This is a genomic window from Paracoccaceae bacterium, assembly GCA_019454225.1.
Taxonomy (GTDB): domain Bacteria; phylum Pseudomonadota; class Alphaproteobacteria; order Rhodobacterales; family Rhodobacteraceae.
Window position 1 is genome coordinate 322358 of the sequence record CP075370.1, and the last position, 22269, is coordinate 344626.

The following is a 22269-nucleotide window of genomic DNA, read 5'->3' on the forward strand; positions in this document are numbered from 1 at the left end:
TTTCCCGGGGCCGCCGCGCGCCCCGGGCCGTCCCGCCCACCGGAAGCGCACCGATGACCCTGCCCCATACCATGACCGCCGTCGCCATCACCGCCCCCGGCGGCCCCGACATGCTGCAACCGACGGATGCGCCCGTGCCCGTGCCGGGGCATGGCCAGATCGTGATCCGCCTTGCCTGGGCCGGGGTGAACCGCCCCGACGCGCTGCAGCGCGCGGGCAGCTATGCGCCGCCGCCCGGCGCATCGCCCCTGCCGGGGCTGGAAGGGGCGGGCCATGTGGCCGCGGTCGGCCCCGGCGTCACCCGATGGAAAGAGGGTGATCAGGTCTGCGCCCTGCTGCCCGGCGGCGGCTATGCCGAATATGCGCTGACCCATGCCGACCATGCCCTGCCGATCCCCGGCGGCCTGACCCTGCGAGAGGCCGCCTGCCTGCCCGAGACGGTCTTCACTGTCTGGTCGAACGTGGTGATGCGCGGCAGCCTGCGGGCCGGGGAACGCTTCCTGGTCCACGGCGGATCGTCGGGCATCGGCACCACCGCCATCCAGATCGCCGCCGCCATCGGTGCCCGCGTCTTCACCACGGCGGGCAACCCCGACAAATGCGCGGCCTGCCTCGCGCTCGGCGCCGAAAGCGCGATGGACTACCGCAGCGAGGACTGGTCCGAGGCCCTGCGCAAGCAGGGCGGCGCCGATCTGATCCTCGACATGGTCGGCGGTCCCTACCTGCCGCGCAACGTTCGCGCCCTTGCCGACGACGGGCGGCTGGTCCAGATCGCCTTTCTCCAGGGCCCCAAGGTCGAGCTGAACTTTGCCGAGGTGATGGTGCGCCGTCTCACCATCACCGGCTCCACGCTGCGGCCGCAGTCCGACCTTGCCAAGGCCCGCATCGCCGCCGAGGTCGAACGGCATGTCTGGCCGATGGTCGCCGCCGGACGGATGAAACCGGTGATGGACAGCGAGTTTCCGCTGGCCGACGCCGCCAAGGCGCATTGGCGGCTCGAAAGCTCGGGGCACATCGGCAAGATCGTGCTGCGCGTGGGGGGCTAGCGTCCCTACCCCGCCAGGATCGCGGCCGCCGTGCGCAGGGCCAGCGCCTGAACGGTCAGCGACGGCGATTCGCCCCCGCCCCCGGTGGGAAAGACGCTGGCATCGGCAATCCACAGGTTGCCGTGGTCAAAGGCCCGCCCGTCCGGCCCCACCACTCCGTCCTCGCGCCGCGCCGCCATGCGGCATGTGCCAAAGACATGCGTGGCCGAAAACCCGTCCCAGGATCCGCCTTCCTCGGCCATCGCCACGGCCCCCGCCTCGGCCAGCAGGCGGCGGGCCTCGCCCGCCATGAACCGCAGCAGCGCGATATCCTGGCGGCCCAGCACCGACGTGATCCGGGGCAGCGCCAGGCCCATGCCATCGCGCGCCTCGGGGTCAAGGTCGACGCGCGACACCTCGTCGGGCAGCTTCTCGCCCATCGCGCCCACGCTCAGCGCGGTTCCGAACCCGGCCCGCAACGCCGCCTTGAACCCCGCCCCGAAGCCCGGCACCACCCGCGTGCCATAGGCCACCGGACCGTTCAGGCCGCGTTCCTGCGTGGCGGCGTGGAACCGGCAACCGCCGGGCAGGCCGGGCACCGACCCCGGCGCGTTCAGGCCCCAGCATATGGCGTCCGACGGCAGGCCCAGATGCGTTCCCGACAGCCCGGGCACCAGCCCCGTGCCCAGCCAGGACAGCGTCTCGATGAAATGCCGCCCGACATGGCCCGATCCGTTCGCCACCCCGCCGGGCGCCTCGGGACCGGCCGACAGCAGCAACAGGCGCGGCGTCTGCACCGCGCCCGCCGCCAGCACGAGCACCGGCGTCTCCACCCGGACCACGCGGTCGCCATCCAGATGGTCCAGCGCCACGATCCGCCCACCCGCGCCCGGATGCAGCCGCAGCACCGGGGCGTTCACCCGGGCCTCCAGCCGCCCCGTCACCTCGGCCCGTCGCAGAAAGGTGACGTCGGCCGATCCCTTGTCGCCGATCGGGCAGCCGCGGCCGCACTGCCCGCAATAGATGCAGCCCGGCCGGTCGTCCCAGGGTTGCGACAGGGCGGCGCGCGCGTTCGCCTCCCACGGCAGGCCCAGCCGCGCGCCCGCCTCGGCCAGCCGCCGCGCCCCCGGGCTCAGCGGATGGGCCGGCAGCGGATAGGGGGCGGATCGCCAGCGATCCCCGGCCTCCGCGGGTCCGGCCACGCCCAGCACGGTTTCGGCCTGAAGATAGAACGGCTCCAAATCGTCATAGCCGATCGGCCAGTCGACGCCCGCGCCGGTGACGCTGCGCAGGCGCATCGCCTGCGGATGCATCCGGTGCGCCTCGCCGATGAAATGCAGCGTGGTGCCACCCCATCCCTGCACATGCCAGTAGCCCTCGCCCGTCACCTCGCGCCGCGCCGGTGGCGCGCGCCGGGGTTGCGCGGCCGTCCAGGACGCCAGATCGGCATCGGCCGCGTCGCAGGCCCCCAGATCGCCAAAGGTCACCGCCCCCCGGCTGCCGGGGGGCGCCGGAAAGCTGCGGCGCTCCCAGTCGGGCGCCGTCTGCGGATAGTCGCGCACCGGGTCGAACCTCGGCCCGGCCTCCAGCAGCAGCACGCGCGCGCCAGCCGCGGTCAGGGCATGGGCCACTGCGCCGCCGCCCGCACCCGCGCCGACCACCACGACATCGGGCGCATCTACCATGGCGGCGGATAGCCCAGAGGCATCGGCGCCGCGTTCACCGGCAGGCCCGCCAGCGCCTCGGGATGCGCATAGTACAGCTCGATCGCCGTGGTGCGCATCACGTGGAAGAACCGCCCCGGCACCTCGTCATAGTCCGAGGTCTCCATCCAGGCCGCCACGCGGTCACGGTCGTCGGACCCGAGGGCGGCGAAGTCACCCCCTGCCACCTCGTCCAGCCAGGCCGTGCCATAGGCGATCAGCCTGTCGAACAGCGGCACCTCGGCCGCCAGCCCCTCGACCTCCTGCACCAGGCCCAGCGCCGAGGCGGCGGGCGTCAGGTCGTCGGCAGGCAGCAGCGTGTCGAGGAACGCCGCAAGCGTGCCCGCCCGTTCACCAGAGGGAGAAGCCGCGATCCGCGTTGCAAGAGGCAACGCAGCCATCGCGGCCAGGGCCGCCACCATCACCTGACGGCGGCTGGCCATCCTCGTTCCCGTCATCGCCACGGCCATCCGATGTGCCGACAGGCGCCGCCGACTCCGGCGCCGCCTGGGTCGGTGCTATTCCAGACCGACGCTTGTCACTTCCAGGTCGCCCGGATCTTCCTCATCCTCGGGGAAGGTCGTCGTGGTGGTCGTGGTCGGCTTGAACTTGCCCAGGGTGTTTATCCCGATGTAGGGCGACACGCGGCGATCGAAATAGATGTCGACCCCGGCATTGGCATGGGGTCCCATCACGCCGACAACGCCAAAGGCACCGCCGCCGGCACCGCCGAACCCGACGCCCACCTCGCCCTGCAGGTCGCTGCCGCCGGCGAAGGCCGTCAGCTTGACGCCGTTGAAGACCGGGCTGCCGCCCCCCAGACCCACATGCACCGAGGCCCGCCCGCCGGTGACATTGCCCGACGGCTTGGCCTTGCCCGACGCCACGCCCAGAACCAGCTCCGGCCCCTTCTTGGCCCCGAATGTCCAGTTGAGCCCGACGAAGGCCTTGGTCGTGGTCTTTGCCGTGGTAACCGAAGTCTCGACCGGAATGGGCCCCTTGCCCGCATGCGCAGGCAGGACCGCGCCGGTTGCCAGGATGATCGCGGCCGCAAAGGCCGACAGACGCAACGATTTCATGCTCAATCCTCAAATCCCATCCGCGCGGCCACACCACGCCGCACGTGCGCGATTGTGCCAGATCACGGCTTCTTTACAAGCACTAACCTGCCTCCGGCCAATTCACCGCACCGGCGGCAGCCCCGCGTCCGTCATCCGGCAGTCGCGGATGGCATCGGCCCCGCAGCGGCGCGGCGTCAGGTCCTTCGTCAGGCAGACCCGCACCTCCTGGATCATCCCCGCGCGGCAGGTCACCGTCACCATGTCGCGCGAAAGCCCGGGGTTCCGTTCCAGGAATGCGCCCTCGATCACCTCGGCGGGCACCTTCAGCACCTTCTTCACCTCGCGCAGCACCGGCGGCACCTGCACCGCGCCATAGGCCCGCCGTGCCAGCGCGAAATAGTCCCGCGCCGCCAGCCCCGAACAGCGTCCGTGCTTCTTCCACTGATAGAAGGCCTGCCCCGCGCCGCCGAACAGGTCGGCCACCGCCGCCGTGTCCCCGCGCGAGGGGTCCCGCTCCACCGTCCGGCAGTAGGATGGCCAGCCGTTCTCGTGCTGCGGCCACAGCCCGTGCAGAACGAAGTCCCGGCCCGACCCGCGGGCGCATTGCGGTTCGCCGCCGCGGGCGTCGCCCTCCAGCGCGCACCAGGTCGGCGACCATGACAGCGCCATCACGTAATAGTCGAAATCGCCTGCCCGTTCGCCCTCGGCCCGCGCCGAGACCGCCCCGAGCACAAGCGCCAGAACCAGGAGAGTGCGCATTTTCCCTTCCCTCCGGCGTCATTTCCGCCTATATCGCGCTGAATTCCCCGACATCGAGGAACCGCGGGCCAGGGTCCGCAGCCGTTTCCCGGCCCGCGAGGGATGTGTAAAGGAGCCGCCACGATGAACAAGCCCCTGATGGCAAAGGCCACCGCCGTCTGGCTGGTGGACAACACCACGCTCAGCTTCCGCCAGATCGCCGAGTTCTGCGGCCTGCACGAGCTGGAGGTGCAGGGCATCGCCGATGGCGATGTGGCGGGCGGGGTCAAGGGCTTCGATCCGGTGGCGAACAACCAGCTCGACCCGATCGAGATCGAGCGGGGCGAGAAGGATCCGCTCTACCGGCTCAAGCTCAAGTACAACGCCGCCGCCCAGGGCGAGGAAAAGCGCCGGGGTCCGCGCTACACCCCCCTGTCCAAGCGTCAGGACCGCCCGGCGGCCATCCTGTGGCTGGTCAAGTTCCATCCCGAACTCAGCGATGGCGCCATCGGCAAGCTGGTGGGCACCACCAAGCCCACGATCCTGTCGATCCGCGAACGCACCCACTGGAACATCAGCCAGATCACCCCGATCGATCCGGTCGCGCTCGGCCTCTGCAAGCAGACCGAGCTTGACGCCGCCGTGCAGGCCGCCGCGCGCAAGAAGGCGGCCGAAGGCAAGGTCATGTCGGATGACGAACGGCGCAAGCTCGTCTCCACCGAACAGAGCCTCGGCATGGCGCCCGAAACCCGCATCCCCGCCTCGGTCGCAGCCCTGGGCGATTTCACCCTGTCCGAGACGGAAAAGAAGCCTGCCGACTATTCGGATGCCGACAGCTTCTTCAACCTGCCGCAGGCCGATGACGACGAGGATGACGAGGACGACAAGCTGGTGCGCTGAACCCCGGCGGCCCGTCAGGGGCGAAAGGCCGCGGGCGGCAGCCGCAGGATCAGGTTCGCATCGGGGCTGACGTCGCGCCACACCGGCCACAGGCTGGCGTGGCCGACACCGAAGAAATTGGCGTCCTGTTCCAGCCGGTCCGCGATCACCTGCACATGGGCGTGCGGGCTCCACCCGCCATTCTCGTGCCAGTCGCCCAGATGCGCCACCACCTGCCCCGGCTCCACCGTTGCGCCCTCGCGGCACAGGGCGGGCAGGCTGCCGCCCAGATGCCCCACCAGCAGCCAGAACCGCCGCCCGTCCGCCTCATGCTCCAGGATCAGCGTGTGGCCATAGTCCAGCGGATCGGCGTTGTAGGCCACCCGCGCCACACGTCCGGGCAGCGGCGCATGAACCGCCGTTCCGGCCGGTGCGAACACATCGACGCCCAGGTGCACGGTGCGACGCTCGGGGCTGGCGGCATCGGCAAACTGCGGGCTGCGATAGACGTCGCGATCCTCGCCATAAAGACCCAGGCCATAGGCCGCTCCGGTCGCCGCGAACCAGCCGTCAAAGGCGCGGTCGCTGAAGGCAGGCATGTCGGGGCGCTGACCGCCCGTCGGCAGGGGTGTCGTGGCTGACGCGGCCGGATCGGGGTGGAACATCGGCACCGCTGGAAGGCTTGCCAGCAGGCCGGGCAGAAGGTCGGCACCCTCCACCGCCGGGAACCCCGCAGCCTTGCGCGCGACGGCAGCCAGCAGCCCCGCATCGACCGACCGCAGGCGGTCGCCCGCCGCACCGCCACAGGCCGCCACGGCGGCGCGGGCCAGGCGCGCCGCCTCGGTTCCGCGTTCCGGTGACATCGCGGCCACCGCCCGCCCCAGCGCGGCGTAGAGGTCTCGCTCACCCGCCGCGAAATCCTCCGCGATCCGCCGTGCGATCCGGTCGCCGGTCATCCTTTCGGGCCGCGGATCGGGGGGCTTCCGGCCAGACGCAGGCCATACGCCTGCCATACGCGTGCCAGACCGTTAATCATCCGTTTACACCCTCCGCCGCGCCCGCAGCGCCGCCCCGATCGTGCCGTCGTCCAGATAGTCCAGTTCGCCCCCCACCGGCACGCCCTGCGCCAGCGAGGTCACCGCCACACCAGGGCCAAGCGCCTCGGCGATGTAATGCGCCGTGGTCTGCCCGTCGACCGTGGCATTCAGCGCCAGGATGACCTCCGTCACCCCCTCATCCGCCACGCGCGCCACAAGATCGGGTATCCGCAGTTCATCCGGCCCCAACCCGTCGAGCGCCGACAGCGTGCCGCCCAGCACATGATAGGTGCCCCGGAACACCCCCGCCCGCTCCATCGCCCAAAGATCGGCCACATCCTCGACCACGCAGACCTCGCCATTCGCCCGCCGTGGATCGGCGCAGATCGCGCAAAGCTCCGCCGTGCCGATGTTCCCACATCTGGTGCAATCCCGGGCGTTGATCGCGACCTGTGCCATGGCCTGCGCCAATGGGGCCATCAGCCCTTCGCGCTTCTTCAAGAGCGCCAGCACCGCCCGGCGCGCCGACCTTGGCCCAAGCCCTGGCAATCGTGCCATAAGATCAATCAGTTGCGCGATATCGCGCGGGGCTTCGTCCATGTCAGAATGGCAGTTTCATGCCCGGCGGCAGGCCCAGCCCCTCGGTCAGCTTGGCCATCTCCGACTGATGTCGCGCCGCCGCCTTGACCTGTGCATCCTTGATCGCCGCGATGATCAGATCCTCGACGATCTCCTTCTCCGAGGCCACCAGGATCGAGGGGTCGATATCCAGTCCGGTCAGGTCGCCGGTCGCCGTGCAGCGCACCTTGACCAGCCCCGCGCCGGCCTCGCCCAGTACCACGATCCGGGCCAGATCCTCTTGCGCCTGCTGCATTTTTCCCTGCAGCTCCTGTGCGGCCTTCATCATCTTGGCCATGTCGCCAAGCCCGCCCAGACCTTTCAGCATACCCGTTCTCCCGATGGTTCGCCCGGCAGGATAAGCGCCCGCGGGACCACCCTCAACCCTCCTCGAACGGGTCCCAGTCGTCATCCGCCTCGGGCAGCGCCTCGTTTGCCGCAAGGTCCGCAAGATGCCGCACCTCCAGGATCCGGGCGTCCGGAAAGGCATCAAAGACGGCGCGGATCATCGGGTTCTCGCGCAGTTCGGCATGGTCGCGCTCCCGGTCCGCCACCCGCGCCTCGGCCACCGTCAGGCCGCCGCCCGAGGACACCACCGAGACCCCCCAACGTCCGCCTGTCCAGCCCTGCAGCCGCTGCGACAGCCGCGCCGCCAGGTCGCGCGGGGCGTCGGCGGTGGGCTCGAACTCGATCCGTCCCGGGGCGTAACGTACCAGTTTCAGATGCTTTTCCACCTCGACCAGCAGCGCCACGTCCCGCCGGTCGCGGATCAGGTCCAGCACATCCTCGAACCGGCCATAGGCATGAAGCCCGGCCTCGGGCAGCACAGCCGGGGCGGCCTGCGCCACCGGTCCCCCCCCGCGCGGGGCCGAGATCGCACGCGGCGTGGCGCCAAGCGCCGCCGCCGATGTCGCCCCCCCGGCCGCTGCGGCGGCGGGCGGTGCCGCCCCCTGCAATTGCCGGATCAGCGTCTCCGGGTCGGGCAGGTCGGCCACATGGGTCAGCCGGATGATCGCCATTTCCGCCGCCATCATCGCGTTGGGCGCCAGCGACACCTCTTCCATCGCCTTCAGCAGCATCTGCCAGGCCCGATGCAGCGCACGCTTGGGCAGGGCGGCGGCCATGGTGCGGCCACGGTCGCGTTCATCCGGCGGGATGGTGGGGTCGTCGGCGGCTTCCGCGGTGATCTTGATCACCGAAATCCAGTGCGTCACCTCTGCCAGGTCGCGCAGCACCGCCATCGGATCGGCGCCGTCGGCATATTGCGCGCCAAGTTCCGACAGCGCCGCCGCCGCGTCACCCCGCATCACCATCTCGAACAGGTCGAGCACCCGGCCCCGGTCGGCCAGCCCCAGCATGGCCCGCACCTCGGCCGCGCTGATGCCCCCGGCACCATGGGAAATCGCCTGATCCATCAGGCTCATCGCATCGCGCACCGAACCCTCGGCTGCCCGTGTGATCACCGCAAGCGCATCCCGCGGCAGCTCGGCGCCCTCCGCGGCGGCGACCGAGGCGAGATGCGCCATCATCACCTCGGGCTCGATCCGCCGCAGGTCGAACCTCTGGCAGCGCGAGAGCACGGTAACCGGAACCTTGCGGATTTCGGTGGTGGCAAAGATGAACTTCACATGCGCGGGCGGTTCCTCAAGCGTCTTGAGAAGCGCGTTGAAGGCCGAGGTGGACAGCATGTGCACCTCGTCGATGATGTAGATCTTGTAGCGGGCCGACGCGGCCCGGTAGTGGACGCTGTCGATGATCTCGCGGATATCGCCCACGCCGGTGCGGCTGGCGGCGTCCATCTCCATCACGTCGACGTGGCGGCCCTCGGCAATGGCGCGGCAGGGGTCGCAAACTCCGCAGGGTTCGGTCGTGGGCCCGCCGGTGCCGTCGGGTCCGACGCAGTTCAGGCCCTTTGCGATGATCCGCGCCGTCGTGGTCTTTCCGACGCCGCGCACCCCGGTCATGATGAAGGCGTGATGGATGCGGTCAGCCGCAAACGCGTTCTTCAGCGTGCGCACCATGGCATCCTGCCCGATCAGGTCGGCGAAGGTCTGCGGGCGATACTTGCGGGCAAGAACACGGTAGGCGGTGTCGGTCATGGGATTCCCATCGTTTCGCCGACCGTAGGGGAGAGGCCGGGACAGGTCCACAGGGGTTGGACGCCAATCGGGCGCCGGCACCGCCGGTGCGCGGCTATCGCCCGTCGCCTACAACGACAAAGGGCGCCCATGCCGCCGGGTGGGCAAAGGCGGGGTCGGCGCGCAGATCGTCCATCGCCCCCGCAAGCGCGCCAGCCTGCCCGGCATCCGGGTTGTCCAGCAGCCGGCCTACCGCCCTCTGCGTCAGCCGTTCGGCGGCGGCATCGCCCACGGGCCAGTGGCTGACCAGCAGGCCACGGGCGCCCGCATAGAGAAACGCCGAGGCCAGGCCCGACAGGCCGTCCGCCCCGGGCGTGCCGTCGGCGCCCGCCGTGTTGCAGGCCGACAGGATCACCCAGTCGGCGGCCAGACGCAGGTCCAGAACCTCGGACGCGGTCAGCAGGCCGTCATCGGCGGCCGTGGGGGCGAGGGGCGGGGTAAAGGCGAGGGCGGGTTCTGCCAGCCCGGCAATCTCGCCGGCAAGCAGGCCATGGGTAGCAAAGGCCAGGATGCGCGCCCCGGTCAGATCGGCCTGCCGCACCGCTGCCTCGGTGGCCCGCGAACCGAGATGCAGCGCCGCATCGGCTGCGCCAAGCTGCCGCGCAAGACCGGAAAGCTCGCGGCGCGTGCCGGGCAGAGGGGCAAGGGCGCGCAGAGCCGCCGTGCGGGCCGTGGCACCGTCGAACGCCGCGACCGGATCGGGCGGTCGGCCCGTGCCGGTGAAATCGGGTGCGCCGAACCCCACGAAGCCCGATGCCGCAACCGTGCCGCGCGGCAGGTCGCGCAGCGAGGCCAGCGACCGCACCGAGGGCAGTGTGGCAAAGGCATGCCCGTCGGCAAGCCAGCTGGTCGCCGCAAGGGATGCCGGGTCGTCGTCGGCCCCTTCGGGTGGCGCGGTCACGAGCACCGCAAGCGGCAGCGAGGTCAGCGCACCATCCGCAACCACCAGAACCCGTGGCCGCAGGCTGGCCGCCAGCGGCGCAATCAGATCGGCGTACAAGGCATGCGCGGTGGCACGGTCGAACGGGCGGATGCGCGGGCCCGCGCTGTCGTCCAGGGCAACGGCTGCTCGGGCGGGGCCGACCGGGTCGAGATCGGCGCGCAGCCGCGCCACGCGGTCGGCCAGCGTCTGGGCAGGCAGGTCCGCGCGGTGCCATGTGGCGCCATCCGCGGTAATGGCAAAGACGAAGGTTTCCGCTGGCGCGGTCGCGAACATCAGGAGCGTCTCGTCCGGCCCGAGGCGCGATTGCACCTCTGCCACCGCCAGGGGGGCCGGCGTGACAAGCGCGGCATAGGCCGGGAACCGAGCGGCAAGATCGGATTCCGCCTCCGCGATGGCAGACTCGAGGCTATCGAGCCGGGCACGCTCGGCATCGGTATCGCCCTGCGAAAGTGCCGCCAGATAGGCGCGGTCGGCTTCTTGCCACTGGTTGACCAGATCCTGCTTTGACCGGGCAAGCGCGGCCAGTTCGCCATCCGCCGCCGCCGTGCGGGCGGCCATGCGCTGCGTGGCGCGGGATGCGGCGGTCATCGTCGCCCATTGGACCGCCCGGAATGCCTCGTCCATCAGGCCCTGCCGATCGACACCCCAGGCTGCCGAGGCAACGGGCAGCACCATGCGCCGCAGGTCGGTGCCGCCGGTCGCCGCGACGGTGGCATCCGCACCGGCACGCGCCAGGCGATCGGTGATCCCGGCAAGCGCCTGACGGGCAAGCGGCAGGGCCGCAGGGGCATTGTTCTCGGCCAGGGCGATGGAGGCGGCGATGAAGCGGGCGCCTGCGACTTCGGGGTGACCTGCGGGCAAGAGGCCCGCCAGAACCGTCTCGGCCTCTTCTGCCCGGCCAAAGGCGGTATCGCCCATCGCGGCCTCGGCGGCAGCCAGCCGCAGGGCAGCGCGCGCGGCGCGAAGCGGGTCATTTCCTTCGGTGGCGATCTCGACGGCGCGCGACAGGGCATCGCGCGCGGTCGCGGGATCGCCCGCACGCAGGATCGTCTCGCCCGTCAGCGCGAAAGAGGCGGCGAGCGCCGGGTGGTTCGGCGGCAGCGCAGCGATCCGCAGGTCGAGCGCCTGGCGCTGCGCGTCCCATGCCGCCTGCATCTGGCCCTGTGCCGCAAGCGCGGTCCCCAGGCCATCGAGCAGGTTCGCGCGGACCAGCGGCGAAAGGCCCTGCGCCAGCGTCAATGCCTCGCGGAACAGCGGTTCCGCCTCGCGTTCACGCGACTGCTGCAACAGCATAGAGGCCAGGTTGCCGATCACATTCGCGCGGTCCTGAAGTGTCCAGTCGGGATCGTCGGCGGGGATCGCGGCGCTGCGGGCGGCAGCCTCACGATAGCCCAGTTCGGCGCGCTCCGGGCGCCCTGCGAGCGATTCGACCCGTCCAAGGGCGACAAAGACCCGCGCCGCGTTGGCAGGCGAGAGGTCGGGCAGCAGGGGTTCCAGCTGGCCCATGAGTTCGGCAGCGCCCGCGTGGTCGCCGGTCTCTGCCGTCATGACGGCCAGACCGGTGAAATCGGCGACCAGGCGCGCATTGTCGGCCGCTGGATCATTGAGCGTCAGGATGACGGCGGCCTCGATCTCTGCCCGCGCCTCGGGGATGCGATCAAGGTCGCGCAGGATCGACGAGAGCAGCCGGTGCGTCGACGCGACGGCCGTTGTGGCGCCGCCATTCTCGAGCCGCAGGCGCAAGACCTCGCGCGCCGTCTCCTCTGCGTCCTGCAGCCGCCCCCGATCGGCGCGGACTGCAGCAAGGTTGTGCAGCGCCGCTGCGCGGGTAAGCGGCTCGTCCGGCAGTTCGCGGTCAATCAGCGAAAGCGTCTCGGCATAGCCCGCCTCGGCCCCTGCCAGATCGCCGGCCGCATGCAGCGCATTGGCGGCGACGGTCATTTCCCACAGGCGGGTGTAGGCCTGTTCCTGTGCCTTCGTCATTTCCTGCGCGGCGGCAGGGGTGGCAAGGACCAGCGTCAGGACAAGGGCGCGCAGCATGACGCGATGCTATCCGCGCGCCGCGTTCCGGCAAGTGACAAATCCGGTGCATTGGGTGAGAGGCTGGACAACGACCCAAGTGGGGCTCGTTACGGCTGCTTCCTTCCGGACCTGACCGGGTTGGCGAGGCACCTGCCCGCGCCAACCTCTCGGATGCGCACATAGTCGGGCGCAGCGGGATTCGCAAGTGTCAGCCGTGCAGGTGATCGGGCAAGCGGCGCAACACGTCCGACTGGCGGCGCGCGCGCGCCAATGTCCAGCCGCCTTCGATCATGATCAGCAGCGTTTCTGCCTTCGCCTCGGGCGCAGCCTGATGCAGGCGGCGCGCGTGGCCGGCCAACGCACCCGCAAGGCGGGTGAACACGGCGTCGGCATGGGCGCGAAAGGCGTCGCTGTCGGGGCCGTCGAACAGCAGTGCCGAAATCGGGCAGGCATTGGCCGATTCGGCCAGATCGAACAGTTTGGCAAGCTTGTGGCAGAGCGTGGAGATGCCATGGCGCCAGTCGACAGCTGCTCCGAAGGCATCGTCGATGATCCGGATCAAAAGATCGGCTGTCCAGTCTGCGGCAGCACGGGCCAGATCGGACTTCCCCTCTGGAAAGTGGTGGTAGAGCGAACCCTTGGGCGCATTCGCAACCGCGAGGATCTCGGCCACGCCGGTCGCGTGATAGCCCTGCCGCCGGAACAGCAGCGCGGCGGCCTCGGTCAGGCGCTCGCGGGTGGGGCGATCGTCGGTATCGTGGGTCATCCGCGGGTGATAGCGGAAGATGCGGCGGGACGCTAGACTGATCGGTCTAGACATGGTATGGACCGATCGGTCTAGTGCGGGAACTGCCATGAGCATCGAACAACCCATCCATTCCGCGACGCCGGTGGTCGACACCGTGCGCATCACCGCCGATGGTGCCCTGCTGACCGGGCACCTGTACCGCCCGGCCGGGCGCCCCCGCGCGGCGGTGGTGATCCACGGGGCGACTGCGGTGCCCATGGGGTTCTACCGCGCCTTTGCCGAATGGCTGGCCGCCGAACGGTCGCTGGCGGTCCTGACCTACGACTACCGGGGTTTTGGCGCCTCGGCCCGGGGGCCGATGGCACGGTCGTCGGCGACAATGGCGGACTGGGGCCTGCGCGATCAGGCCGCGGCGCTGTCGGCAGTCAGGCGGCTGGTCCCCGGGGTTCCGGCATGGGTCATCGGGCATTCGCTGGGCGGGCTGATGCTGGGGTATCATCCGGCCATGGAGGGGGTCGAACGCACCATCCTCGTGGGGGCGGGCCTGGTAAGCCTGGCCGACCATCCGCCGGCTTTCCGGGCAAAGGCATGGGCGTTCTGGCACCTGATGCCGCCGCTGGTGCGCGCGATGGGCCATCTGCCCGGTTGGGCTGGCCTCGGCACGCCGATCCCGAAAGGCGTCTATGCCGACTGGCGCCGCTGGTGCCTGGCCGGGGGATTCCACCTGTCGGACGTGGGCACGCGGCTGCCGCTTCCCGATCCGGCAGCGGTCGGCGGCACGATGCGGGTCGTTGCGGTTGAGGATGACGCCTGGGCGCCGCCCGCGGCGGTCTGGCGCGCGATGGCCCTTTACCCGCGCGCGATGAAGCGGCAGGTCGTGTTGCGCGGGCGGGATTTCGGGTTGCAGCAGATCGGGCACCTGGGCGTCTTCGCGCGGCGCAACGCGGCGGTCTGGCCGCGGCTGATCGATTAGGCGCGGCGTGATTGCGCGGCGCTGCGCCGGTCGCTAGCCTCCGCCCGAAGCGGCGGAGGGCATGGACATGGCACGGCTGACACGGATCGAATGGCCGGATTTCGGCGCGCCCGACGTGCCGCCGGAACCGGCGCTTTCCGAATACCGCGAACGGCTGTCGGCAGTACGGACGGCGATGGCCGCGCGGGGCCAGACGGCGCTTGTCGTCTATGGCGACCGCGAGCATGTGGCGAACCTGCACTGGCTGACAGGCTTCGACCCCCGGTTCGAAGAGGCGGTGATGGTGATCACGGCTGCGGACGCCGTTCTGATCGCAGGCAATGAATGCCTGGCCTACACAGGTGTTTCGCCACTCGTGGCCGCAGGCGACGTGCAGCCAGTGCTTTGCGCGACGCTGTCCCTGCCGTCACAGCCACGCGGCGGCGCGCGGATCGCGGATCTTCTCGCGCAGGCGATACCCGCCGGCGCAAGGGTCGGCGCTGCCGGATGGAAATGGTTCAGCGGCGAGGAATGCGATGACCCCACGGTCACGCTGGACCTGCCCGCCTTCCTTGCCGATCCGCTGCGCGCCCATGCCGGGCGGGTCGAGAATGCGACCGACCTGTTCATGCATCCCGGCCACGGCCTGCGTGCGCGGGTCGATGCGGCCGGGATCGCGCGGCTGGAGTTTGCCAACCACATGGCAGCGGCGGCACTGCGGCGCATGGCCTTTGCCCTGCGTGAGGGAATGACCGATTTCGACTGTGTGCAGGCGGCCGGCGTCGGTGGCCTGCCGCTGTCGTGCCACATGACCTTTGCCACCGGATCAAGGGCGGACATGGGGCTTTCGGGTCCGACCGGGCAGGTCCTGCGGGCCGGATCGCCGATCAGCTTCAACATCGCGCATTGGGGATCGAACATCTGCCGCGCAGGCTGGCTGGCGCGGGGCAGCGACGACCTGCCGGAAGCCGCCCGAGACTATGCCGCGGCCTTCGTCTTTCCCTATGTCGCGGCCATGTCCGGCTGGTGCGCCCTGATGCGGCCGGGCGTGACGGGAGGGCAGGTCTGGGCGGCGATGCAAGAGACGTTGCCGTTCGACCAGTTCGGGGTGTTCCTGAATCCCGGGCATCTGATCGGCCTTGACGAATGGATGAGTTCGCCCATCGCCGAGGGATCCTCTGAACCGCTCGCGTCAGGCATGGCCATGCAGATGGACGTGATTCCCGGGCACCCGGTGTATGGTTCGACCCGGATGGAGGATGGCTATGTCGTCGCGGACGATGCCTTGCGGGCCGATCTTGCGGCGCGCTTCCCTGCGGTGGCGGCGCGCTGTGCGGCAAGGGCCGCGTTCATGCGGGAGGTCATCGGGATGCGGGTGCCCGACAGTCTGCTGCCTCTGGCCGACACCTGCGGGATCGTGGCGCCCTGGATGCTGGACCCCGGGCTGGTCGTGACGCTCAGATAAGCCCCGCAGCGCGGGCGCCCGACAGAAGGTCAGGTGCCACATGATGCGCATGCCGCCCCTCGGTCGGCAGCAGATCGGGCACCTGCACCACGGTGAACCCTGCCGCATGGGCACTGGCGGCGCCGGTATCGCTGTCCTCGAAGGCCAGGCAGCGCGCAGGGTCGGCACCCAGCAGCGCCGCGGCGCGGAGGTAGGCATCGGGTGCGGGTTTGGGCCGCGCCACATCGTCGAACGTCACGACATGCGGGAAGTGGCGCGCAAGGTCCGTCAGCGCCAGCTTGCGCCGCGCGGCTTCGGCCTGTGACGAGGTGGCAATGGCACGGGGCTGCGGAAAGGCCGCGAGAAGCTCGGCCACCCCGGGTTTCAGCGGAATGCCTTTCGCCTGCCGCGCACGCACCTCGACGGTCCAGGACGCGGCAAAGGCCACAAGGTCCATGGCCGGAAAGGCCGCGCGGATGCGGGCGGCACCGGTCAAGTCATCGACCCCGACCAGGCTGTGCAGAAAGGTCGGATCCACCGCGATGCCCTGCGCCGAAAAGGCCGCGATGCCCGCAGCGTGGGTGATCGCCTCGGTATCCAGAAGCGTCCCGTCAAGATCGAAAACCACCGCGTGCCAGATCATCCGGCCACCTCGCGGTCGCAGACAAAGCGGCCAAAGGCACCCCGGCAGGTGGCGGTGCGCCCGAATCCCTCGACCGTGGCGCGGGTCACAAAGATACCCTCCTCGAAGGTCACATCCAGCGTGTCGCGCACCAGCGACACACAGTCGGTGGGGCGCATCTTGCAGGCCGCAAGGGCAATCGTGGGCAACGGCGCACCCGATGCATCGAGGTCGGTGTTGGCCACGCGCTCGCGGATGGCCGCATCCAGCATGGCATCGAATTCGGCCGGACCGGGCCGCGTCAGCGCCGCGACAATCGCCAGCAGGACGATCACGATCAGGGCAAGGCGGATCAGGCGCATCGGCGGCTCCGGCAGGGTCGGGGCCTCATTGCCCCGCCGGGGCGGGATTGTCCATCACGCAGCCCGTCGTTCGGCCCATCCGGCGAAGATGCGTTCCAGTGCCACGACGGCGTAGTACAGCACGATCCCCAGAAAGGCCAAGGCGATCAGGACGGCAAACATCAGCGGATAGTCACCGTTCGTCTCTCCCGACTTGAAAAGGGCGCCAAGGCCACGGCTGTGGGGCGACACGATCTCGACGAGATTGGTTCCGATGAAGGCCAGTGTGACCGATACCTTCAGCGCACCGAAGAACTCCGGCAGCGTCTTCGGCAGGGCGATCTTGCGAAAGATCGTGATCCTGGACGCGCCAAGCGCGCGCAGGATGTCACGGTATTCGGGCTCCAGCGTGGACAGGCCGATGCCGACCGACACCGCGATCGGAAAGAACGAGATCAGGAACGCCATCAGCACGGTGTTGAAATCGTGCTGCCCGATGAAGATCAGCGCGATCACCGGCACCAGGGTGGCCTTGGGGATGGCGTTGAAGCCCACCAGCAGGGGGTAAAGCGCATCGCGTACGACGCGCGAGAATCCCATCGCCATGCCAAGCAGGGTGCCAACCACCACGGCAATCCCGAGCCCTGCCACCGTGCGCCACAGCGTCTGCCAGCCCATCTCGAGGAACAGCCAGCGGAACCGCCAGAATGCCGGCGGCAGATCCGATGGCGAGGCCATCTTGTAGTTCGGCCAGTTGTTCACCCAGACGATCCATTCCCAGAAGCACAGGAACGCAATGACAGCGGCAAGCGGGACGGCGATCTGCCTCAACATCAGTGCGCCACCCCCGCGCGTCCCTGCGCGATGCTGATCTGGCTGCGGAGCGTGTGCAGCATGGCGGCGGCCTCGGGTGTGTAGAGGCTGTCGATGGTGCGATCGGCCGGCAAGGTCACGTCAAGCACATGCTGCGTGGTGGCCGGGCGGCCCGAAAGCACAATCACCTGATCGCCCAGGAACACGCTCTCGCGCAGGTCATGGGTGATCAGCACGCAGGTGAAGGGTTCCTTCGCCCGCAGGTCGCGCATCGTCTGCCACAGATCCTCGCGCGTGAAGGCATCGAGCGCGCCAAAGGGCTCGTCCATGATCAGCACCTCGGGCTTGTGGACGATGGCACGGCAAAGGCTGGCGCGTTGCCGCATTCCGCCCGACAGTTCCGACGGGCGCTTCTCCTCGAACCCTGTCAGGCCGACAAGCGCCAGCAGCTCCTCTGCCCGGGCCACCCGCATGGCGCGCGACATCGAAGGCGCAACAATTTCCAGCGGCAGGATGACGTTCTGCAGGATGGTGCGCCATTCCAGCAGGACGGGGTTCTGGAACGCCATCCCGACGGTCTTGCGCGGGGATTTCACGATCTGGCCGTGCAACCAGACCTCGCCGCGATCCGGCTTCATCAGGCCCGCGACCAGCCGGGTCAGCGTGGACTTGCCACAGCCCGAAGGCCCGACGACGGCGGCAAACTCGCCCTCGGGTATCGCAAGGTTCAGGTTGTCCAGCACCGGCAGCGGACCGGCCTGCGTGCGGTAGGCGTGGGTCACGCCCTTGATCTCGATGAGGTTCGTCATGCGGATGGCACCGGCCCTGCAACCGCGCCGCCCCGGTCCGGGGCGGCGCGCGCTATCATTGCAGCATCAGGCTGCCATCCTTCGGCAGGTAGGCATCGGTGAAGTACTTCGACGCATCGGGCTCGGTCTTGAATTCATAGACCGTCTTTGTCTGCTCGATCGCCGTGGCCATGCGCGCCGGGTCCACCCCGCCCATTCCGTTTGCCTTGACATGGTCGGTCAGCACGTTGTCGGCCACCGACATGGCCAGCCGCTCGGTCTCAAGCGCCTTGTCGGCCGCCGGGTTGCGCTTGATCAGCGCGTCGACGGCCGCATCCGGACTGGCGATCGCGTCCTTCCAGCCCTTCGCCACCGCACGCAGGAACCCCTCGATCACCGCGGGGTTCTGGGCAGCATATTCCGCGTTCGCGATGATCGCGTTGCCATAGAGTGCCACGCCGTGATCCGCCATCAGGACGACCGAGAGGTCATCCTCGGGCACGCCCAGGCGTTTCAGGTTCAGCGTCGACGAGAACGAGAACCCGGTGACCGCGGCAACCTTGCCTTCGGCGAGCATGGGTTCGCGGGTGGGGAAACCGACAGGCTCCACGGTCACGGTGGACATGTCGATGCCATTCGCGGCGGCAAAGATCGGGAACTGTGCCCAGGCACCGTCCGGCGGGGGGGCGCCCAGAATCTTGCCCTCGATATCCTTGGGCCCCTCGATCCCCAGCGACTTGCGCCCGACCATCGCGAAGGGCGGCTTGTCATAGACCATCATGACCGCGATCACCGGGGCGTCGGGATTCTGGTCAAGGAACTTCATCAGGCTGTTGATGTCGGCAAAGCCGACCGGGAACGCCCCCGTCGCGACCTTGGGAATCGCATCGAGCGAACCGGCCCCCTCAAGGATTTCGACGGTCAGGCCCTCGGCCTCGAAGTGACCGTTGTCGATCGACAGGAAGTAGGGCGCTGACGGGCCCTCGAACTTCCAGTCAAGCGCGAAGGGCAGATTGGTCTGGGCGGCAGCCGGAAGCGCAGCAAGAGCGAAGGTGGCGGTGAACAGGTGACGCAGGAACATCGTTTCCTCCTTGGGCAGCGGTGCAGTTACCGCGCGACGCATGCGAGTGTTGCCGTGTCGGTGGGTCCGGGCCACGACTCTTGTTCTGTGCCATCGCGTCGCCCGCAACGACCGCCCAAGAAAGGCACAGCTTGGGGGAAGAATGCACGAAAAATCGGCAGCCTTCGGGTTCAGCCTGCGTCAGCGGTCAGCCGCATCAGGGCAAAGCCACGGTCATCCTGCCCGAGGGGCTCGGCCACCAGGCCTGATCCGGCCAGATCGGCCGGGTCAGCCGCGGGCGAGGTCTGCAGCAGCGCCGAAGTTCCTGGCGGCAGGTGGAGGCGCCAGTTCCGTTCGGTCCGGATCCGCAGCGCGCCACCCGACTGCGCCCATGCGACAAGCGCGCCTTCGCCGGTCGTGGCATCACCCAGGACTGCGCGCGGGCCCTCTGCCGCCGAAAGGCGCGGCCAGGTCGCGATCCGGAAGTTGCTGGTGACGATCACGAACCGGTCCGCCTGACCAACCGGGCGCCCCAGATGGCGCAGATCGCGAATGCGGTGCGCCTGCGGATCGACCAGTTCGCCGCTCACGTCATAGCGGGCCGGCGCCGTGGGGTCGATGACATAGGACAGGTCCGCGATCGCGTCGAAGTTGTAGCCCGGGAACCGATGGTCGATCAGCGGCTGGTTCGCGATGCCGGGCCGGATCTGAAGGAAGACGGCGGCCGCCCGTTCGAGCCATTCCACAAGCCCCGCACCGGTGACCTGCAGCGCCCGAAGCCGATTCGGGAACGGGTAGAGATCCGCAAGGTTCCTGCGGGCAACCGGACCGGCAGGAATGTCGGTGAAATGGTCGGGTCCGCCACGCCCCCCTGCCTTGAACGGCGCCGCCGCAGCCAGCAGCGGCAGGTCTTCCCATGGCGTGCCGCGCATCTGCGGTGCGATGTGGTGAACCTGCGCGGCGGCCACGGCGCGCATCGCCGCCGTGTCGGAGACAAGCGCGAAATGCGTCGTCAGGCGCTGCCAGGTGTGCCCCAGCGTCTCGCGCATGGCCGACAGGGTGGCGGCGTGGTCGGCGGCGGCGGCCGCCAGCACCCGTTCGCAACTGTCCACCGTGGCAGCGGCAACCGGGCTGCCCCTTCCGGCTGGCCGGAACACGGGGTGAACAGCGCAATGCGCGCCGGTGACGCGCCAGCCGCCCCGGTCGTGTGTCAGTGACAGGTCAATCACACCCAGATGCGATCCGTAGGCGCCGGGCATCACGGCTGGCGTGCCGTTCAGCAGGCCCCGGGCCGGATCGACCCCGGGCTGTTCGGCGAAACCCGGCGAGGGAAAAACCATGTGCGAATGGCCCGCAATGATCGCATCGACCCCTGTCAGGGCACCGAGCGCCGTGGCCGCATCCTCCATTCCCGGCTTCGGATCGGCGGCGCCGATCCCGGCATGGGCAAGGGCGACGACGATGTCCGCCCCGGCGGCGCGCAGGCGGGGCACCCAGTCACGCGCGGTGGCCAGAATGTCCCGGGTCTCCACCCGCCCGGCAAGGACCTCACTGTCCCATTGCATCGTCTGGGGGGGAAGGAAGCCGATGACGCCGATGCGCAGCCGCGCGGACCGGCCGTCGGGCGCCGCCAGATCGCGTTCGACCAGGACGAAGGGCGGAACAAGATGGCCTGGAGCCTCTGCGGGGTCGACCAGGAAGGTATTGGCCGAGATCACCGGGAAGGCCGCATCGGCAAGCACCCGTCGAAGATAGGACAGGCCATGGTTGAACTCGTGATTGCCCAGCGTCACGGCGTCATAGCCAAGCCCGTTCATCGCGGCGATCACCGGATGCACCCGTTCCGGACCGTCCGGCAGGACAGGAAGCCGGTCCGCAATCGGGCAACCCAGAAGGAAATCGCCATTGTCGAGCAGGATGGTCGTCGCCCCGACGCGGAATCGGTCGATCAGCCGCGCCGTACGGGCGAGACCCACGGCATCGTTCGGGCGGTCCGCATGATAGTCCCACGGATAGACATGCGCATGCAGGTCCGAGGTTGCCAGTATCCGCAGCCGGAAGGCAGAATCGTCCAGCACCGGCAGGCCGATTGCGCCCGTCATGCTGCGCGGCATCCGATCATGTGCACCCCGACGTTCTGCCCTCAAATCAGCGCGCAGGCGCGGCGTTCTGATTTTTACAATACAGACATTAGGTTGTTTTGCCTCGGGCGCCATTGGACGGGCACGGATTTGATGGTCTTTTCACCATATGGTTGCATTTCGGACAACGCCGGTCCTGCACGCGCCGCCAGTCTTTCGCCGCCGCCCTGCGCATGGCATCAGGGGCCGGGACAGGACGGGAGGATCGCGTGGACGGTTTCGCCTTCGGGACATCGGGGCTGGACAGGGCGGCGCAGCTGCGCGGCGATCCCGAGGCGCTTGCGGCGCGACTTGCGGATGGCCGGATCCTGCCGATCTGGCGCGGCAAACCACTGATCGACAGGAGCACGGGGCTGGGCTGGCTGGAAGCCGGACATCCGGCGCTGACGCAGGGCGGACCGCCGGTGTTCCTCGGGCTTGACGAGGGGGTCGCGCGATTTGCGCAGGACATCTCGGACTGGTCGCCCGAAGCCGGTGCAGAGGCTGTTCAGGCCGGGTTCTTCGATGCCAGCGAACAACATCACCCCGCGCTGCCACCCGAACAGGTCTTTGCCGAACTGCGGGGCATGATGCTGCGGCTGACCCCGCGCGAGGGCGAACTCGCGGCCACCGCGAAGGCCGTGCTGGGCTGGCATCGCAGCCACGGATTCTGCGCGGTTTGCGGCGCGCGGTCGGAACCGGTTCAGGGCGGCTGGCAGCGGCGCTGCACCGCCTGCGGGGCGAACCACTTTCCGCGCACCGACCCGGTCGTGATCATGCTGGTCATCCATGGCAACCGCGCACTGATGGGCCGGTCGCCCGGCTGGCCGCAGGGCATGTACTCCTGCCTCGCGGGCTTCGTGGAACCGGGCGAGACGATCGAGGCCGCGGTGCGGCGCGAGGTGGTCGAGGAAACCGGCGTCACCATCGGCCGGGTGCGGTACGCCGCCAGCCAGCCCTGGCCGTTCCCGGCCTCGCTGATGATCGGCTGCGTGGCGCAGGCGCTGACCGAGACGCTGACGCCCGATCCGGCCGAAATCGAGGATGCCCGGTGGATCGGGCGCGAGGAAATGGTCGAGGTGATGGCCGGCCGGCATTCCGACGTGCGGCCGGCTCGTCGCGGCGCGATCGCACATGCGCTGATTTCGGCGTGGCTTGCGGATCGGCTGGATTGACGGCACCTTGCGGCACGGAAAGCGCGGAACGGGCGGGCAACG

21 protein-coding genes and 1 other RNA gene are annotated in these 22269 nt (G+C 69.4%); 5 read left to right on the forward strand and 17 right to left on the reverse strand.

The genetic code is table 11. The features are described from left to right. The first annotated feature begins 53 nt into the window (after positions 1–53). Positions 54–1046 carry an NAD(P)H-quinone oxidoreductase gene (locus KF887_01555; GenBank protein QYK41859.1) on the forward strand — a complete coding sequence of 331 codons (993 nt, stop codon included), beginning with the start codon at positions 54–56 and terminating at the stop codon, positions 1044–1046. A 5-nt stretch (positions 1047–1051) separates the two neighbouring features. Here KF887_01555 and KF887_01560 read toward each other — a convergent pair whose 3' ends face one another. From KF887_01560 to KF887_01575, 4 genes are all read right to left on the reverse strand, one after another. Beyond that, positions 1052–2710: a GMC family oxidoreductase gene (locus KF887_01560; protein ID QYK41860.1), complete on the reverse strand. Its 1659-nt coding sequence runs from the start codon at positions 2708–2710 to the stop codon at positions 1052–1054. Continuing rightward, a complete protein-coding gene (locus KF887_01565) occupies positions 2704–3186 on the reverse strand; it encodes a gluconate 2-dehydrogenase subunit 3 family protein (protein QYK41861.1) in 483 nt (160 codons plus the stop codon). Before KF887_01565 ends, KF887_01560 begins: the two co-directional genes overlap by 7 nt. 60 nt (positions 3187–3246) lie before the next feature. Beyond that, complete coding sequence (locus KF887_01570) at positions 3247–3807, reverse strand: hypothetical protein (protein ID QYK41862.1); 561 nt, start codon at positions 3805–3807, stop codon at positions 3247–3249. Positions 3808–3909: 102 nt separating this feature from the next. Further along, entirely contained in the window at positions 3910–4548 is a 639-nt protein-coding gene (locus tag KF887_01575; protein QYK41863.1) for a ribonuclease T2, read from the reverse strand. A 123-nt stretch (positions 4549–4671) separates the two neighbouring features. On the opposite strand from KF887_01575, the gene KF887_01580 reads away from it, so the two are divergent. Continuing rightward, complete coding sequence (locus KF887_01580; GenBank protein QYK41864.1) at positions 4672–5427, forward strand: DUF1013 domain-containing protein; 756 nt, start codon at positions 4672–4674, stop codon at positions 5425–5427. Positions 5428–5441: 14 nt separating this feature from the next. On the opposite strand, the gene KF887_01585 is transcribed toward KF887_01580, so the two are convergent. The 7 genes from KF887_01585 to KF887_01615 form a co-directional block, all read right to left on the reverse strand. Further along, complete coding sequence (locus KF887_01585; protein ID QYK41865.1) at positions 5442–6362, reverse strand: peptidoglycan DD-metalloendopeptidase family protein; 921 nt, start codon at positions 6360–6362, stop codon at positions 5442–5444. Between the two features lie 84 nt (positions 6363–6446). Beyond that, positions 6447–7043: a recombination mediator RecR gene (gene recR / locus KF887_01590; protein QYK41866.1), complete on the reverse strand. Its 597-nt coding sequence runs from the start codon at positions 7041–7043 to the stop codon at positions 6447–6449. Between the two features lies 1 nt (position 7044). After that, complete coding sequence (locus KF887_01595) at positions 7045–7389, reverse strand: YbaB/EbfC family nucleoid-associated protein (protein ID QYK41867.1); 345 nt, start codon at positions 7387–7389, stop codon at positions 7045–7047. A gap of 52 nt (positions 7390–7441) precedes the next feature. After that, positions 7442–9160 (reverse strand): DNA polymerase III subunit gamma/tau, encoded by a 1719-nt coding sequence (locus tag KF887_01600; GenBank protein QYK41868.1) that lies wholly within the window; start codon positions 9158–9160, stop codon positions 7442–7444. 94 nt (positions 9161–9254) lie between these two features. Then, positions 9255–12182, reverse strand: a complete 2928-nt coding sequence (locus KF887_01605) for a CHAT domain-containing protein (protein QYK41869.1) — start codon at positions 12180–12182, stop codon at positions 9255–9257. A 53-nt stretch (positions 12183–12235) separates the two neighbouring features. Then, an RNA gene (gene ffs, locus KF887_01610) (signal recognition particle sRNA small type) lies at positions 12236–12334 on the reverse strand. Positions 12335–12372: 38 nt separating this feature from the next. Then, entirely contained in the window at positions 12373–12930 is a 558-nt protein-coding gene (locus KF887_01615) for a TetR/AcrR family transcriptional regulator (GenBank protein QYK41870.1), read from the reverse strand. A gap of 88 nt (positions 12931–13018) precedes the next feature. Here KF887_01615 and KF887_01620 point away from each other — a divergent pair, with 88 nt between their 5' ends. Next, positions 13019–13885, forward strand: a complete 867-nt coding sequence (locus KF887_01620; GenBank protein ID QYK41871.1) for an alpha/beta fold hydrolase — start codon at positions 13019–13021, stop codon at positions 13883–13885. A gap of 67 nt (positions 13886–13952) precedes the next feature. Continuing rightward, the gene (locus KF887_01625; GenBank protein QYK41872.1) at positions 13953–15329 is read left to right on the forward strand and encodes an aminopeptidase P family N-terminal domain-containing protein; all 1377 of its coding nucleotides are present in this window, start codon (positions 13953–13955) and stop codon (positions 15327–15329) included. Here the strand turns inward: KF887_01625 and KF887_01630 are convergent. From KF887_01630 to KF887_01655, 6 genes are all read right to left on the reverse strand, one after another. Beyond that, positions 15322–15951 (reverse strand): HAD family phosphatase, encoded by a 630-nt coding sequence (locus tag KF887_01630; GenBank protein ID QYK41873.1) that lies wholly within the window; start codon positions 15949–15951, stop codon positions 15322–15324. The two genes, KF887_01625 and KF887_01630, sit on opposite strands and share 8 nt — an antisense overlap. Beyond that, complete coding sequence (locus KF887_01635; GenBank protein ID QYK41874.1) at positions 15948–16292, reverse strand: hypothetical protein; 345 nt, start codon at positions 16290–16292, stop codon at positions 15948–15950. The genes KF887_01630 and KF887_01635 overlap by 4 nt, the downstream gene beginning before the upstream one ends. A 54-nt stretch (positions 16293–16346) precedes the next feature. Next, positions 16347–17105 (reverse strand): ABC transporter permease, encoded by a 759-nt coding sequence (locus KF887_01640; protein QYK41875.1) that lies wholly within the window; start codon positions 17103–17105, stop codon positions 16347–16349. Continuing rightward, complete coding sequence (locus KF887_01645) at positions 17105–17893, reverse strand: ABC transporter ATP-binding protein (protein QYK41876.1); 789 nt, start codon at positions 17891–17893, stop codon at positions 17105–17107. The genes KF887_01640 and KF887_01645 overlap by 1 nt, the downstream gene beginning before the upstream one ends. 55 nt (positions 17894–17948) lie before the next feature. Beyond that, positions 17949–18953, reverse strand: coding sequence for an ABC transporter substrate-binding protein (locus KF887_01650; GenBank protein ID QYK43386.1), 1005 nt, complete (start codon positions 18951–18953; stop codon positions 17949–17951). 170 nt (positions 18954–19123) lie between these two features. Next, a complete protein-coding gene (locus tag KF887_01655; protein QYK41877.1) occupies positions 19124–21034 on the reverse strand; it encodes a bifunctional 2',3'-cyclic-nucleotide 2'-phosphodiesterase/3'-nucleotidase in 1911 nt (636 codons plus the stop codon). A gap of 212 nt (positions 21035–21246) precedes the next feature. Between KF887_01655 and nudC the strand changes: the two genes are divergently transcribed. After that, positions 21247–22227: an NAD(+) diphosphatase gene (nudC, locus tag KF887_01660; GenBank protein QYK41878.1), complete on the forward strand. Its 981-nt coding sequence runs from the start codon at positions 21247–21249 to the stop codon at positions 22225–22227. Positions 22228–22269: the final 42 nt, after the last annotated feature.